At 59.6% G+C, this 14,787-nt stretch carries 9 protein-coding genes and 2 pseudogenes; 3 read left to right on the forward strand and 8 right to left on the reverse strand.

Translation table 11 applies throughout. The features are described 5' to 3' along the window. Window positions 1-87 precede the first annotated feature (87 nt). The 3 genes and pseudogenes from betA to betI all read right to left on the reverse strand — a co-directional run bounded on the left by betA (window position 88) and on the right by betI (window position 4,090). Window positions 88-1,788 (reverse strand): choline dehydrogenase, encoded by a 1,701-nt coding sequence (gene betA / locus CES87_RS02800; RefSeq protein WP_128604865.1) that lies wholly within the window; start codon window positions 1,786-1,788, stop codon window positions 88-90. Window positions 1,789-1,962: 174 nt separating this feature from the next. After that, on the reverse strand, window positions 1,963-3,435 hold the full coding sequence (gene betB, locus CES87_RS02805) for a betaine-aldehyde dehydrogenase (RefSeq protein ID WP_128604866.1): 1,473 nt from the start codon (window positions 3,433-3,435) through the stop codon (window positions 1,963-1,965). A 62-nt stretch (window positions 3,436-3,497) separates the two neighbouring features. Then, a pseudogene (gene betI / locus CES87_RS02810) lies at window positions 3,498-4,090 on the reverse strand (transcriptional regulator BetI). Window positions 4,091-4,469: 379 nt separating this feature from the next. On the opposite strand from betI, the pseudogene CES87_RS02820 reads away from it, so the two are divergent. Continuing rightward, a pseudogene (locus CES87_RS02820) lies at window positions 4,470-6,170 on the forward strand (BCCT family transporter). Between the two features lie 211 nt (window positions 6,171-6,381). Here CES87_RS02820 and choV read toward each other — a convergent pair. From choV to CES87_RS02835, 3 genes are all read right to left on the reverse strand, one after another. Then, entirely contained in the window at window positions 6,382-7,560 is a 1,179-nt protein-coding gene (choV, locus tag CES87_RS02825; RefSeq protein ID WP_128604868.1) for a choline ABC transporter ATP-binding protein, read from the reverse strand. Next, entirely contained in the window at window positions 7,557-8,402 is an 846-nt protein-coding gene (gene choW, locus CES87_RS02830; RefSeq protein WP_128604869.1) for a choline ABC transporter permease subunit, read from the reverse strand. Before choW ends, choV begins: the two co-directional genes overlap by 4 nt. Before the next feature lie 66 nt (window positions 8,403-8,468). Further along, complete coding sequence (locus CES87_RS02835) at window positions 8,469-9,416, reverse strand: choline ABC transporter substrate-binding protein (RefSeq protein ID WP_128604870.1); 948 nt, start codon at window positions 9,414-9,416, stop codon at window positions 8,469-8,471. A 435-nt stretch (window positions 9,417-9,851) separates the two neighbouring features. Between CES87_RS02835 and CES87_RS02840 the strand changes: the two genes are divergently transcribed. Together CES87_RS02840 and CES87_RS02845 are read left to right on the forward strand one after the other, a co-directional pair. Continuing rightward, window positions 9,852-11,228, forward strand: a complete 1,377-nt coding sequence (locus CES87_RS02840) for an L-serine ammonia-lyase (RefSeq protein ID WP_128604871.1) — start codon at window positions 9,852-9,854, stop codon at window positions 11,226-11,228. A 537-nt stretch (window positions 11,229-11,765) separates the two neighbouring features. Then, window positions 11,766-12,869 (forward strand): GlxA family transcriptional regulator, encoded by a 1,104-nt coding sequence (locus tag CES87_RS02845; RefSeq protein WP_090325880.1) that lies wholly within the window; start codon window positions 11,766-11,768, stop codon window positions 12,867-12,869. Window positions 12,870-12,971: 102 nt separating this feature from the next. On the opposite strand, the gene CES87_RS02850 is transcribed toward CES87_RS02845, so the two are convergent. Together CES87_RS02850 and CES87_RS02855 are read right to left on the reverse strand one after the other, a co-directional pair. After that, the gene (locus tag CES87_RS02850; protein ID WP_128604872.1) at window positions 12,972-13,238 is read right to left on the reverse strand and encodes a hypothetical protein; all 267 of its coding nucleotides are present in this window, start codon (window positions 13,236-13,238) and stop codon (window positions 12,972-12,974) included. 385 nt (window positions 13,239-13,623) lie between these two features. Continuing rightward, window positions 13,624-14,787, reverse strand: a complete 1,164-nt coding sequence (locus CES87_RS02855; RefSeq protein WP_128604873.1) for a gamma-butyrobetaine dioxygenase — start codon at window positions 14,785-14,787, stop codon at window positions 13,624-13,626.

Here is a 14,787-nt window from a genome sequence, read left to right on the forward strand (position 1 = left end):
TGGTTCGAAGAAATTATGGTAGGCGAAAAAAAACCGCCGACCCAGAAAGGTTGGCGGTTTTGTTTGAAGCAATTGTGCTAACTATTACTAAGCCGTCTGGCCCACTTCCCGCACCGGCTTGCCCTTCACCGGCGCATCGCCAGCCACATAGTAGTCAGCCTTGCTGCGCGGCAATGGCTTGCGGCCGCGGATCTTGTCGGCGATTTTTTCGGCCATCATGATCGTCGGCGCGTTCAGGTTGCCGGTGGTGATGATCGGCATGATCGAGGCATCAACCACGCGCAGGCCTTGCAGGCCATGCACGCGACCTTCGCCATCGACCACGGCCATCTCGTCGGTGCCCATCTTGCACGAGCAGGACGGGTGGAACGCGGTTTCGGCGTGCTCGCGGATGAACGTGTCCAGTTGCTCATTGGTTTGCACTTCAATGCCGGGGCTGATTTCGCGGCCACGGAAAGCGTCCAGTGCAGGTTGCTGCATGATTTCGCGGGTCAGGCGGATGCCGTCGCGAAATTCCTGCCAGTCCTGCTCGGTGGCCATGTAGTTGAACAGAATGCTCGGGTACTGGCGCGGGTCCTTGGACTTGACCTGGATGCGACCGCGGCTCGGCGAACGCATGGAGCCCATGTGCGCCTGGAAACCGTGCTCTTTCACACCGTTGCTGCCGTTGTAGTTAATCGCCACCGGCAGGAAGTGGTACTGAATGTTCGGCCATTCGAATTCCGGACGGGTGCGGATGAAACCACCGGCTTCGAACTGGTTGCTGGCGCCGATGCCGGTGCCGTTGAACAGCCATTCGGCACCGATGGCCGGTTGGTTGTGCAATAGCAGCGACGGGTACAGCGAGACCGGTTGGGTGCAGGCGTATTGCAGGTACAGCTCAAGGTGGTCCTGCAGGTTCTCACCGACGCCCGGCAGGTCGTGGACCACCGGAATGTCGAGACTTTGCAACAGTTTCGCCGGGCCCACGCCGGAGCGTTGCAGAACCTGCGGCGAAGCGATGGCGCCGGAGCACAGCAGCACTTCTTTACGCGCTTTGACTTCAACGCGCTCTTCCGCGGCGCCGACCAAGTAACGCACGCCGACCGCACGCTTGCCTTCGAACAGAATCTTGTCGGTCAGGGCGTGGGTGACGATGGTCAGGGTCGAACGCTTCTTGGCGGTGTCCAGGTAACCGCGAGCGGTGCTGGAGCGACGGCCTTTGGGCGTCACGGTACGGTCCATCGGGCCGAAGCCTTCTTGCTGGTAACCGTTGAGGTCTTCGGTACGCGGATACCCGGCCTGCACGCCCGCTTCAACCATGGCGTGGAACAGCGGGTTGTTGCCGGCTTTAGGCGTAGTCACGCTAACCGGACCTTCGCCACCATGGTAGTCGTTCGGGCCGATATCACGGGTTTCCGCCTTGCGGAAATACGGCAGGCAATCGAGGTAGGTCCAGTCTTCCAGGCCTGGCAGTTTGGCCCAGCCGTCGTAGTCCATCGCGTTGCCGCGGATGTAGCACATGCCGTTGATCAGCGAGGAACCGCCCAGGCCCTTGCCGCGACCGCATTCCATCCGGCGACCGTCCATGTGTGGTTCCGGATCGGTTTCGTAGGCCCAGTTGTAGCGACGGCCTTGCAGCGGGAACGCCAAAGCGGCTGGCATTTGCGTGCGGAAATCCATGCGATAGTCCGGGCCGCCGGCTTCGAGCAGCAGGACGGTGACGCCTTCGTCTTCAGTCAGACGGGTCGCCAGGGTGTTACCGGCCGAGCCGGCCCCGATGATGATGTAATCGAATTCTTGGGACATTGAATGCACCCTCTTTGAATATGGTCAGGTCCGGCGAGTGCTGCGCACTCGATTCGCGGGCAAGCCTCGCTCCTACAGGTTTTGCGTCATGCGCAAAATCTGCGGCAACCTCGATCCTGTAGGAGCGAGGCTTGCCCGCGAAGACGGCTTCGCGGGCAATACAAAGCTCGGGTCTTAGAACACCGAGGCGTAATCGCCCAGCTCGACCTGTACCGATTTGATGCGGGTGAAGTTGTTCAGCGAGCTGATGCCGTTCTCACGGCCGACACCCGACTGCTTGTAACCACCGACCGGCATCTTGGCGTCGGATTCGCCCCAGGCGTTGATCCAGCAGATACCGGCTTCGAGTTGATGAATCACACGGTGAGCGCGGTTCAGGTCCTTGGTGACGATACCGGCGGCCAGGCCGAAGTCGGTGTCGTTGGCACGGCGGATCACTTCTTCTTCGGTTTCGTAGGTGAGGATGGCCATTACCGGGCCAAAGATTTCCTCACGGACGATGGTCATGTCGTCGGTGCAGTCGGTGAACACGGTCGGTGCGACGAATGCGCCTTTGGCGAATTCGCCGTCAGTCAGACGCTCGCCGCCGCACAGCAGGCGTGCACCTTCTTCTTTGCCCTTGGCGATGTAGCCCAGCACGCTTTCCATGTGGGCAAAGCTGACCAGCGGGCCGAAGTTGGTGTTTTCGTCTTCCGGGTTGCCGATGCGGATGCGCGCAACGCGCTCGGCGATCTTGGTTTCGAAAGCGGCTTTCAGGTGGCTCGGTACGAACACGCGAGTACCGTTGGTGCAAACCTGACCGGAGCTGTAGAAGTTGGCCATCATTGCGGTATCGGCAGCGCGATCGAGATCGGCGTCGTCGCAGATGATCAGCGGGGATTTGCCGCCCAGTTCCATGGTCACGTCTTTGAGCGAAGAGCTGGAAGCGCTGGCCATGACTTTCTTGCCGGTGTCGGTGCCGCCGGTGAACGAGACTTTCTCGATGCGCGGGTGCTCGGTCAGCCAGGTGCCGACTTCGCGGCCGCTGCCGGTCAGGACGTTGAACACGCCTGCTGGCAGGCCGGCTTCGGTGTAGATCTCGGCCAGTTTCAGGGTGGTCAGCGAGGTGACTTCGCTTGGCTTGAAGATCATCGCGTTACCAGCCGCCAGGGCCGGTGCGGATTTCCACAGGGCGATCTGGATCGGGTAGTTCCACGCGCCGATACCGGCCACCACGCCCAGCGGCTCGCGACGGGTGTAGACGAACGAAGTGGTGCGCAGCGGAATCTGCTCGCCTTCGATGGCCGGAACCAGGCCAGCGTAGTACTCCAGCACGTCGGCGCCGGTGACGATGTCGACGTAACGGGTTTCGGAGTACGACTTGCCGGTGTCCAGGGTTTCCAGGGCGGCCAGTTCGTCGTTGCGCTCACGCAGGATGTCCACGGCGCGACGCAGAATGCGCGAACGCTCCATGGCGGTCATCGCAGCCCAGATTTTCTGGCCTTTTTCAGCGCTGACGACAGCGCGCTCGACGTCTGACTGGGTCGCACGTTGTACTTTTGCGAGGACTTCACCGTTAGCCGGGTTGATGGCTTCGAAAGTGGCGTCGCCGCCAGCGTCACTGTAGCCGCCATCGATGTAGAGTTTTTGCAGTTCGAAACGGGCCATAAAGTCCTCGCAAGAGCATAAGTGGTTGGCGCGGTCCGGGGGTTGAGCGTTCTGTGTCTGCTCTAACTCACCCGCTTGGCCAGTTGGAAATCCATGTATTCGTAAGCGATTTGTAGCGCCTGCCCGGTATCGAAAGCGTCTCCCGACAGCGCGCCGCGCAACCACAAACCGTCAATGAGCGCTGCCAGACCACGAGCGGCGTTGCGCGCATCATCGAGCGGCAACACACGGCGGAACTGGCAGCACAGGTTGGAATACAGACGGTGATCGTTGATCCGCTGCAACCTGTGCAAAGACGGCTGGTGCATGCTGGTGGCCCAGAAGGCCAACCAGGTTTTCATTGCCGGGCCATTGACCTGGCTGGCGTCGAAGTTGCCTTCGATAATCACCTGAAGATGGGCCCGTGGGCTGTCATCTCCCAACGCCAGACGGCGCGCGGTGACGTTCTCGCTGAGGACGCTCATCAGATACCGCATCGTGGCGGCGATCAGGCCGTTCTTGTCCTGAAAATAGTGACTGATGATGCCATTCGAGACACCGGCCAAACGGGCGATCAGCGCAATGCTGGCGTCCCCATTCCGACCTGATCGACCGCCAGAAGGGTGGCTTCGATCAATTGCTGGCGGCGGATGGGTTGCATACCGACCTTGGGCATCTTGCACATCTCCTTAGGCCTTCCGGCAGACGCAAAACGTCTATCGGATTGAGGGCCAGTCTATTTTGTTTTGATTGAACGTTCAATCAACAAAGAATAAGATCTGCGACAATTCGTCGCTGCCTACAGGTTTTTCCTACGTGTAGTTGGCGGAAAAACGACATCCCAAAAGGCTCGAAACCCAAGCGCACTGGCGCTCCCGGGCTTCGGGCTTTTTTCGGGCTGTCTTTATATCACCCACTGGTCGGCTGCCCACTAACCGATTGGTCGGGTAACCCATTGCCTTGCGTTCTTCTCCCGCACTGCCCGGAGCCTCTGTGCCATGAGTTCTGCCTCGCTAATAAAGACCCCACCCGAGAAGGTGACGGTCAACGGTTGGGTGTTTTACACCTCGACCGCGTTGATTCTGTTGTTGACCGCCATTCTGATCATCGCCCCGCAAGAAGCGGGCAGATTGCTCGGTATTGCTCAGGCCTGGTTGTCCCGCAGCTTCGGCTGGTACTACATGGTGGTGATCGCTGCTTACCTGGTGTTCGTCGTCGGCCTGGCGTTTCGTCCTACGGCAAACTGAAACTGGGCAGCAAGGACGACACCCCGGACTTCAGCTACGGCGCCTGGGCGGGGATGCTGTTCTCGTCGGGTATCGGCATCTCGTTGCTGTACTTCGGTGCATCCGAGCCGCTGGATCACTATTTCAACCCGCCCGAAGGTGTGGCCGGCAGCAACCTGGCGGCCCGTCAGGCGGTTCAGCTGACGTTCCTGCACTGGGGCCTGCATGGCTGGGCGATCTACGCACTGGTTGGTTTGGCGGTGGCGTACTTTGCCTACCGTCACAACCAGCCGCTGGCGCTGCGTTCGGCGTTGTATCCGCTAGTGGGCGAGCGTTGGGTCAAGGGCGCGGCCGGGCATGCGGTGGACGGCTTCGGCATGTTCGTGACCCTGCTGGGTCTGGTGACCAACCTGGGGATTGGTTCGCTGCAAGTGTCATCGGGCCTTGAAAACCTGTTCGGCATGGAACACAGCAACACCAACCTGCTGATCGTGATCATCGTGATGAGCACCGTGGCGACCATCGCTGCCGTGTCGGGTGTGGAAAACGGCATTCGTCGTCTGTCCAACCTGAACATCGTGCTGTTCAGCGGCCTGCTGATTTTGTATTGCTGTTCGGTCCGACCCTGCACCTGCTCAACGGTTTTGTGCAGAACGTCGGTGACTACCTGAACGGCGTGGTGCTGAAGACCTTCGACCTTTACGTGTACGAAGGCGACAGCGAGAAGTCCGACCGCTGGTTGGGCTTGTGGACTCTGTTCTACTGGGCCTGGTGGATTTCCTGGGCCCCATTCGTAGGCATGTTCATCGCGCGTATTTCCCGTGGTCGCACAGTGCGTGAGCTGGTGGCAGGTGTGCTGTTGATTCCACTGGGTTTCACCCTGGCGTGGCTGTCGATCTTCGGTAACTCGGCTCTGGACCTGGTGATGAACCACGGGGCGGTGGAACTCGGCAAGACGGCGCTGGAACAGCCGTCGATGGCGATCTACCAGTTGCTTGAGCATTACCCGGCGTCGAAGGTCGTGATCGGCGTCTCGATTTTCGTTGGTTTCGTGTTGTTCCTGACCCCGGCGGACTCCGGCGCGGTGATGATGGCGAACCTTTCGTGCAAGGGCGGTAACGTCGATGAAGACGCCCCGCACTGGCTGCGGATTTTCTGGTCGGCAGTGATCACCCTGGTGACCATCGGTCTGCTGTTCGCCGGTAACTTCGAAGCCATGCAAACCATGGTGGTGCTGGCCGGTCTGCCATTCTCGTTGGTGCTGGTGTTCTTCATGTTTGGCCTGCACAAGGCCATGCGTCAGGACATGGAGGTCGAGCAGGAGCAAGCGGAATTGGCGGCACGCAGTCGTCGTGGTTTCACCGAGCTTCTGACCGAGCTGGATCTGCAACCTGGGCAGTCGCAAGTGCGTACCAGCGCAACGGCAGACAAGATTACGAGTTGATGGGTTTCACCCAGGATCAGATCACCCGTGACGTGCTCGATCAGTTCGAAAGCCATCGGCAGCTCCTTGGCCGGGTGTATAGCTAAGTTCTGATCCAGGATCGTTCCCACGCTCTGCGTGGGAATGCCTCAAGGGACGCTCCGCGTTCCAGCCACGCTGTGATTTCTGGCCTGGCACCGATGGGACGCAGAGCGTCCCGGGCTGCATTCCCACGCGGAGCGTGGGAACGATCATCACCCGATATCCCCAGACACAAAAACGCCGCGATGTTCTCGCGGCGTTTTTGTGTCTGTAGCCTTAGCCCAGGTTCTTGCCGAGCAGCGCGTGGTACAGCTCGCTGTCGCCGAGAATCCCGACCACATGGTTGTTGTCGTGCAGCACCAGCTTGTTGCCGGTCTGGTAGCGAATCTGCAGCGCGTCGCGCATGCCGATGTTCGAATCCACCAGTGTTGGCCGACGACCCAGACCTTCAACAGCCTGGCCCGGTACCCAGTTCTGCAGATCGAGGGCCGAGCCGTTCTGGCGTGCGCCCTTGATGGTGTTGCCTTCAGCCAGGTCCAGCCACGAATCGCCGCCCGGATCCAGGCAGACCGAACCGTTGATGCGTTTGCAGTTGTCCAGGGTGCGCATCAGGCTGCGACCGCACAGTACGTTCAGCGGGTTGGTGTGGGCCACGAAGGTCCGCACGTAGTCGTCTGCCGGGTTGAGGACGATTTCTTCAGGCTTGCTGTACTGGATGATCCGGCCGTCTTTCATGATCGCGATACGGCTGCCCAGCTTCAGGGCTTCATCGAGGTCGTGGCTCACGAATACGATGGTTTTGTTGAGCTTGCGTTGCAGTTCCAGCAGTTCGTCCTGCAAGCCCTGGCGGATCAGCGGGTCGAGGGCCGAGAACGGTTCGTCCATCAGCAGAATGTCGGCGTCCATCGCCAGGGCACGGGCCAGGCCCACACGCTGCTGCATGCCACCAGAGAGTTCATCGGGTTTCTTGTTGCGCCATTGGGTCAGGCCCACCAGTTCGAGTTTTTCATCGACCAGTTTCCTGCGTTCCTTCTCCGGCCGGCCCTGCATTTCCAGGCCGAAGCTGATGTTCTCGCGCACGGTCAGCCAAGGCATCAGGGCGAATTTCTGGAACACCATCGCAATGCGCTTGGTGCGCATCATTTTCAGTTCGGCGGCGGAGCAGGACGCAATGTTGATCTGCTTGCCTTCGTGCTCGACGAACAGCTTGCCACGGCTGACGGTGTTGAGACCGTTGATGCAACGCAGCAGGCTGGACTTGCCGGAGCCGGACAGGCCCATCAGCACGCAGATTTCACCTTTTTCGATATCCAGGCTGGCCTTTTCGACACCGACGATCTGCCCGGTTTTTTTCAGGATCTCGCTGCGGGTCAATCCTTGATCAAGCAGCTTAAGCGCTTCGCGTGGATCTTTGGTGAAGATCACGTCGACGTCTTCAAAGCGAATAATGCTCATGCGTCACCCCCTACTTTGGCGTCGGGTTGTTTGCAGATACGGTCGAGCATGATCGCCAGCAGTACGATCGCCAGGCCGGCTTCGAAGCCCAGGGCGATATCAGCGGTATTCAGTGCGTTGACCACCGGTTTGCCCAGGCCGTCGGCGCCCACCAGTGCCGCGATCACCACCATCGACAACGACAGCATGATGCACTGGGTGATACCGGCCGCGATGCTTGGCATGGCGTGGGGCAGTTCGATCCGTGTAAGCAGTTGACGACGCGAGCAGCCGAAGGCCTTGCCGGCGTCCATCAGTTCTTGCGGGACATCGCGGATGCCCAGGTAGGTCAGGCGGATCGGCGCGGCAATCGCGAACACGACCGTGGAGATCAGGCCCGGCACCACACCCAGCCCGAAGAGGGTCAGGGTAGGAATGAGGTAAACGAAGGTCGGTACGGTCTGCATCAGATCGAGCACCGGACGCATCATGGTGTAGAACATCGGTTTATGCGCGGCGACGATACCCAACGGTACGCCGATGACCACGCAGACCAGGGTGGCGAACAACACCTGGGCGAGGGTTTCCATGGTTTCCTGCCAATACCCCAGGTTGAGGATCAGCAGAAAGGAGGCAATGACAAAAACAGTCAGTCCCCATTTTCGTTGGATGAAGTGTGCAAGTAGTGCAATCAGGCCGATCAATGCCAGCGGGTTGAACCAGGTCAGCGCAAACGTCACGCCGTGGATCATCGTTTCCAGTGTCACAGCGATTGCGTCAAAGGTGCTGGCGCCGTGTTGCGTCAACCATTCAACGAAGCGTGCGATGTACTGGCCTAGGGGTATTTTCTGATCAATCAGCATGGTAGTGAACGTCCGCATGCAAGGAAATAAACAGCCCGGGCGACCTGGGTCGCCCGGCATAAGCGATTACTGAGCAAGCTTGGCTTTCACGGCGTCCAGGCCAGGTTTACCGTCAATGGTGGTCACGCCAGCGAGCCAGGTATCGAGCACCTGTGGGTTCTTTTTCAGCCAGGCCTTGGCGGCCGCGTCAGGCTTCATCTTGTCGTCAAGGATGTTGCCCATCAGGGTGCTTTCCATGTCGACGGTGAACTCCAGGTTTTTCAGCAGCTGACCCACGTTGCTGCATTCCTGGGCATACCCTTTGCGAGTGTTGGTCAGGACGGTGGCTGCACCGAAATCCGGGCCGAAGTAATCGTCGCCGCCGGTGAGGTACTGGATTTTGAAGCGCTTGTTCATCGGGTGGGGCGCCCAGCCGAGGAACACGACGGCGGTGTCGCGTTTCTGAGCGCGGTCGACTTGCGAAAGCATGCCGGCTTCGCTGGACTCAACCACTTTGAATCCGGCGTCTTTGAGGCCGAAGGCGTTCTTGTCGATCATACTCTGGATCAGACGGTTGCCGTCGTTACCCGGTTCGATGCCGTAAATCTTGCCGTCGAGCTCTTTCTTGAACTTGGCGATGTCGGCGAAATCGTGCAGGCCTTTGTCGTAGAGCGCCTGGGGTACAGCCAGGGTGTATTTGGCGCCTTTGAGGTTGGTGCGCACGGTTTCCACGGTGCCGGCATCACGGTAAGCCTTGATGTCGTTTTCCATGGTCGGCATCCAGTTCCCCAGGAAGATGTCCATGTTCTTGCCGTCGGCCAGGGACTTGTAGGTCACCGGCACGGAAATCATCGTGGTTTTGGTTTTGTAGCCCAGGGCATCGAGCACGACGCTGGTTGTGGCGGTTGTTGCGGTGATGTCGGTCCAGCCGACATCGGAGAAGTTTACGGTGCTGCATTGGGCCGGTTCGGTGGCATGCGCAAGAATCGGCAGACTAAGCATGGCGGCCAACAACAACGACGGGGAACCTTTCATGGATGGACTCCTTGGTGTTTTTTTTGGCAGTGTTCCGATTGGACCACCGCACTTATAGGTTGCGGTTGGATGGCGTTCTGGAGACAGCTCTACCGCAGCGCCTTGCAATCGAGTCGATATGATCATGTACCAGTGAAAATCTGACGCCTACAGGGTGCGTCGTAACCAGTACAGGGATGGTCGCTTCCAGTGTCGGTAACGTCGCTTACAGATTTTTTCAGGCCCTTTTCCCCCTCTGCTTCGCAAAAAAATGGCGAAAACATGGCGTAAAACGCACGCGGCGTTTGTGGACATGAGTGCGTCGGTTAGAGACGTCGAACGACACGACAAAAGCCTGATGATGCGGTTATCTCGGCGGATTGCAGCTTGAGCGTAGCAGCTCCGCCACCGGGCGCTTTTGCGTCTGGAGTTGGCTCATTCAGGAGTTCGGCAGTAATGGCTATCAGCGTTTTCGACTTGTTCAAAATCGGCATCGGCCCTTCCAGTTCGCACACCGTGGGGCCTATGCGGGCGGCGGCGCTGTTCGTGCAGGGTTTGCGTGAGCAGGGGTTGCTGGAGGAGGTGCGGCGCGTCGAAGTGCAGCTCTTTGGTTCGTTGTCGGCCACCGGCATCGGCCACGGCAGCGACAACGCGGTGATCATGGGCCTGATGGGCGAGTGGCCGGATGCGATCGATCCGTCGCAAATTGGCATCCGCATTGCCACCCTGCGCGAAACCCACACGCTGTTGCTCGACGGTCGCTTGTCGGTGCCATTCATCTGGGCTCGGGACATGCGCCTGATCGACGAAAACCTGCCGTTCCATCCCAACGCCATGACGCTCATTGCCGAAGGCGATGACGGCGAGCTGCATCGCGACACTTACTATTCGGTTGGCGGCGGTTTCGTCGTCGATGAAGCACAGGCCTCCAGCGGTGTCGTCGACCTCGATCGCACCGTGCTGCCCTATGATTTTTCCAGCGCCGCCGAACTGCTGGAGTTGTGCAAAAAGCACAACCTGCGCGTGGCTGAATTAATGATGGCCAACGAGAAGGTCTGGCGCAGCGAAGAGGAAATCCGAGCCGGGCTTATGAAGCTCTGGCGCGCCATGCAGGACTGTGTGGAACAGGGCCTGCGCCACGAGGGCATCCTACCCGGCGGCCTGAACGTGCGCCGGCGTGCGGCCAAACTGCATCGCAGCTTGCAGGAGTTGAACAAGCCCAACGTGATCGGCTCGACCCTCAGTGCCATGGAGTGGGTCAACCTGTTCGCCCTGGCGGTCAACGAAGAAAACGCCGCCGGCGGGCGCATGGTCACGGCGCCGACCAATGGCGCCGCGGGGATCATTCCCGCAGTGCTGCACTACTTTATGAAGTTCAGCGAGGTCGTGACCGACGCCAATGTCGTCGACTACTTCCTTAGCGCGGCGGCCGTCGGGATTTTGTGCAAGAAGAACGCCTCGATTTCCGGAGCCGAAGTTGGTTGCCAGGGCGAAGTCGGCTCGGCCTGCGCCATGGCGGCGGCGGGGCTGGCGGAAATCCTCGGCGCCACGCCGGAGCAATTGTGCAACGCGGCGGAAATCGGCCTGGAACACAACCTCGGGCTGACGTGCGACCCCGTGGGTGGTCTGGTGCAGGTGCCGTGCATCGAGCGCAATGCGATTGCCGCCGTGAAAGCGATCAATGCGGCGCAGATGGCTTTGCGCGGCGATGGTCAGCACTTTATCTCGCTGGACCGGGTGATTCGCACCATGCGTGATACCGGTGCTGATATGCATGACAAATATAAGGAGACATCGCGGGGTGGGTTGGCTGTAAGCGCGGTGGAGTGTTGATTCAGTAATATTGGGGGGCCTTCTTCGCGGGCAAGTCGGATCGCCGCCCGCTCGCTCCTACAAGAGCAATGAAATACCCGTAGGAGCGAGGCTTGCCCGCGAAGGCGTCAGACCAGTCAAAACTGCGCGTTAAGTGAACACCCGATCCAAACCACGCCACCTTTTGGCGCGTCGCAAACAGGTAAACGACTTCCTCAGCGTCAGGGATCCGAACCGGCCCTGACCGCCCGTCACCCGTGCCTGCGGTGACACACTTTCCCTGCTGCTGGCAGCCCGGTTCCCACAAGTGCTACCGATTTGCTCACACGCGTCGGGGCAGGGCACTTGTCGTCGTTGATGGCACTTATAACCCCTACTCGCCGCGCGTCATATATAGACACATTCCGACGTCGTTTTTAGGAGTTATTGAACGCGCATTCAAATTTAGGCATGGCAATTGCTCTGTCATTACAAAGCCCGTCTCCCACGCGAGAACGATGGCAATAACAAGAGCCTCCGCCTGAGGCCATCACCCGCTTTGTGTGAGGAGATACCGCGATGACGTCGTTCAACTCCGGGGCCCAACCCCAGAACCGTGCGCCTCAATCCATCGGCTTTCTGCTGCTGGACAATTTCACGCTGATTTCCCTGGCCTCCGCAGTCGAACCACTGCGCATGGCCAACCAGTTGTCCGGCCGCGAGCTGTATCGCTGGACCACCCTCACCGTCGATGGCGGTCAAGTCTGGGCCAGTGACGGTCTGCAGATCACTCCTGACGCCTCCATGCACAAAGCGCCCCCAATGGACACAGTGATTGTCTGTGGCGGTATCGGTATTCAACGCACTGTCACCCGTGAACACGTGTCATGGCTGCAAAGCCAGGCGCGTCAGTCTCGTCGCCTCGGTGCGGTCTGCACCGGTAGCTGGGCCCTGGCGTGCGCCGGTCTGCTGGACGGATTCGATTGCAGCGTGCACTGGGAATGTCTGGCGGCGATGCAGGAAGCCTTCCCGCGGGTGGCCATGAGTACCCGCCTGTTCACCCTCGACCGTAACCGTTTCACCAGTTCCGGTGGCACCGCGCCGCTGGACATGATGCTGCACCTGATCAGCCGCGATCACGGTCGTGAACTGTCCGCCGCGATCTCTGAGATGTTCGTCTACGAGCGCATCCGCAACGAACAGGATCATCAGCGCGTGCCGCTCAAGCACATGCTCGGCACCAACCAGCCGAAACTGCAGGAAATCGTTGCGCTGATGGAAGCCAACCTTGAGGAGCCGATCGATCTCGACGAGCTGGCGGTGTATGTCGCCGTGTCCCGTCGTCAGCTGGAGCGGCTGTTCCAGAAGTATCTTCATTGCTCGCCGTCGCGTTACTACCTGAAGCTGCGGCTGATCCGTGCGCGGCAGCTGCTCAAGCAAACGCCGATGTCGATCATCGAAGTGGCGTCGGTGTGTGGCTTCGTGTCCACGCCGCACTTCTCCAAGTGCTACCGCGAGTACTTCGGCATTCCGCCACGTGACGAGCGCGTAGGTTCCAATACCACGCAGCAAGTGGCGATGATGCCGTTGCCGCAAGCGCTGGTGCTGTCGCCGCTGTCCGGGCCGTTGTCGGCGTTGAGTCAGGCGCGTAATGAGTCGACTTTTGCCAGTGTAAGGCTCTAAACCGAGGCGTCTTCATCGCGAGCAGGCTCACTCCCACAGTTGACCGAGTTCCAACATTGGAATGCGGTCGAATGTGGGAGTGAGCCTGCTCGCGATAGCGATTTAACGGGCGGTGTGACTCTGTTGGTATTCCGCGAGAGCTGGCAGCAACTGCTTGTCGATGGCCTGGCGCACAGCCGGCAGGATCGTCGCGCTGCTGGTGTACATCTGCTTGACCATGGTGCGCAGCACTATTGCCCGTTCGTTGTTCAAACCTCGTACCGCAAACTCGCAAGCCTGCTCGGCTGTGGCGCCGTTTGGCACTTGAAAGCCCAATGACTTGAGCTGGCCCAACAGGTCTTCCTGGTCAATCAAATCGGCGTGCATCATGACGCAAATCCTTCTTCTGGGAACGGTGTCGTGGCTCGATTCTGGTAGTGGCACGCAGAGGCGGCAAGGGCGATTTGTCGCGATGGCCGCAATGGCTATGAACATGTCGTTTTCGGCTAACTTGCTTGCGAGGGGAGTGGGCACACTGGACTCAGCTTGCTTCACGAAGGTTTGGTCACCCTCGCACGGCAGCTCCTCAACAGTACCCTCTGCCTCGATCCTGTCACGGCTTGATCGGGGCTTTTTTTTCTGTGAATCAGGAATATCTCGGGTGTCTGGCCTGACGCATTCGCGAGCAAGCCCGCTCCAACATTCAACCGCATTCCTCTGATGGAACTCGGTCAAATGTGGGAGCGGGCTTGCTCGCGAAGAACGATGACGCGGTTTACCTTTGCAACACCAAAATCCGCGACAACAACTCATCCCGATCGACATAGCACCCCTGGAAATGCCGCGCCCCGGTAGCGGGATCGAAAGCATTGCGAGCATGCAGGGTACGGCGGTTGTCGAAGCACCACAGTTCGCCGGGATTGAGCCTTTGCATCAGCCTGAACCTGGGTTCGCGGGTCATCGCGATAAAGCGGCGATAGGCGCGATACAGCCTGGGCATCTGTTCCACCGACGCATCGAACGGGCCGCGCAGAAAGTTCGCCATGCGGATTTCCGACACCTGCCCTAAAGCGTCCAGGGCGATGATCGGTGCGAGGCAACGGTAGTCGCTGTGGCGATCCTTGTTGCGAAACTCCACGGGGATCTCGCAGAGGCTTTTGAATGACTCCGGATCCTCTCGGCGCAAGGCGTCGGCGATGGCAAAACCGTCGACAAAAATACTCTCGCCTCCTTCAGCGTCGTTGACCAGGCAATGCAGAAATTGCAGCCCCGGTTGCAACTCCCGGGTTGGCAAATCGCTGTGCAACGGCAGATTGAAAGCGGTGTAGGCGTTGCTGTCTGCATCGGCCTTGGATTGCACGTTGAACAGCACGCCGAAATTGCTCTCGCGGATGAAGGAAATCCGCTGCGCGATCAACTTCAGTGAGCCGGGTTCGGTGGGCACACCACGGACCTGCGTCAGGCCTGTATCCCGCACGGCCAGCAGCCATTGCAACAGCGCATCGTTGTCGCTCATCAGCGCCTGATACTCGAACACCGGCAGCGCCAGATCACTATGCCAAAGCCGGGCTTTTGGCTTGCCTGCCAGGCGTTCGGCACGGGACTCGTCGTCATAGGCGTGGGCACGCAGCCAGCCGGGGTCGAAGCGGCTGAGGTGGCCGTCCTGCCACTGCACGCGCAGGCAGCCTTCAGCATCGACGCTGGTCTCGACAGGTATCAGGTTTTCCGGAACGTCGACGATTTCCAGCACCTGTTCGCGGGTCACCGTGTAAACGCATTGCGGGCACGGGCAGTTGTCCCGCAGCCATTGATGATGAAAGGGGCTGACACGGTCATCGGCCCACTTCACCAGAACACGATCGGCCATGGCTTGCACGCCTGTCAGCGCGCTGATCAACGGATAAGTACGAAAGTCGGCAAAAGCGGCGGCGGTGTTCAT

The sequence above is a fragment of the Pseudomonas sp. ERMR1:02 genome (assembly GCF_002277815.1).
Lineage (GTDB): Bacteria > Pseudomonadota > Gammaproteobacteria > Pseudomonadales > Pseudomonadaceae > Aquipseudomonas.